1 protein-coding gene is annotated in these 249 nt (G+C 42.2%); it reads right to left on the bottom strand.

Going from position 1 to position 249, the window contains the following annotated elements; translation table 11 throughout:
• The coding region (locus PU683_RS20745) for an ABC transporter permease (protein WP_277174688.1) at positions 1-249 on the bottom strand (249 nt) is incomplete at both ends.

Here is a 249-nt window from a genome sequence, read left to right as displayed (position 1 = left end):
AGAAGCAGCCATTTAGCCATCGTGACGAGAAAAGAATACAAAAGCGCGTACCGTTTGAGCTGATAGATGATTTCTTTCTTTTGCAGCAAAAACACTTTGTCCGCTTCCATTAAAAATGTACGAATCGAGCCTGTAAACATGATCAGCCCACACACAGCGTACAGCCATCTCCACTCCGCCACTTCAGACCACTCATAAAGAAGACCTCTTCCATTCATCAAATCAATATACTGATAGATGACAAAAGCA

The sequence above is a fragment of the Candidatus Kosakonia sp. 282A-S69 genome, from assembly GCF_029433855.1.
Classification (GTDB): Bacteria; Pseudomonadota; Gammaproteobacteria; order Enterobacterales; family Enterobacteriaceae; genus Kosakonia; species Kosakonia cowanii_A.
The sequence above is the reverse complement of the archived record's forward strand: the minus strand, read 5'-3'. Positions and strand labels throughout refer to the sequence as shown.